Below are 490 nucleotides of genomic sequence, written 5' to 3'. Positions count from 1 at the left end.
AGGAACAGCAAGGCAAACAGGATGGCGAAGGGAACTTCCGCCGAGCCGAGCAGGCCGGATTCGGCGGCCGGGATGAGCCGCGAGCCCTCCGTCCACAGGATCGAGGCCAGCGCGAAAGAGCAGCCGAAGGTGGCAAGCAGCACCATGTCGCGGGTCGAGACGGCCAGCGGATCGGTGACGAACCAGCCGAGCACGAAGAGCAGGAAGGCGGACACCGCGCCGGCCCAGACGACGGGCGAGTCGCGGAAGGCTCGCACCATGATCATGTAAAGCGCGCTGCCGGTGGTCATCAGCAGCGCCAGCCCGTCGCCGAACAGATGGCCGCTGCCGAGGCCGCCGCCCACCATGATGGCGACGCCGCAGAGCGACACGGCCGCCGCCAGCATCGTCTGCAGCCGGAATTTTTCCCGCACCAGCGGAAAGGCAAGCAATGCCGCGATGAAGGGCGAGGTCGCATAGATCACCGCCACATTGGCGACATAGGTGAACT

At 66.5% G+C, this 490-nt stretch carries 1 protein-coding gene; it reads right to left on the bottom strand.

Annotated features, from left to right (window positions below; translation table 11 throughout):
• A partial coding sequence (locus tag EOA38_RS38610) for a DMT family transporter (protein ID WP_145966370.1) occupies nt 1-490 on the bottom strand: 490 nt, incomplete at both ends.

Source organism: Mesorhizobium sp. M1E.F.Ca.ET.041.01.1.1, from assembly GCF_003997355.1.
Taxonomy (GTDB): Bacteria; Pseudomonadota; Alphaproteobacteria; order Rhizobiales; family Rhizobiaceae; genus Mesorhizobium.
Note: the sequence above shows the minus strand (reverse complement) of the source record. Positions and strands in the feature narration are given on the sequence as shown.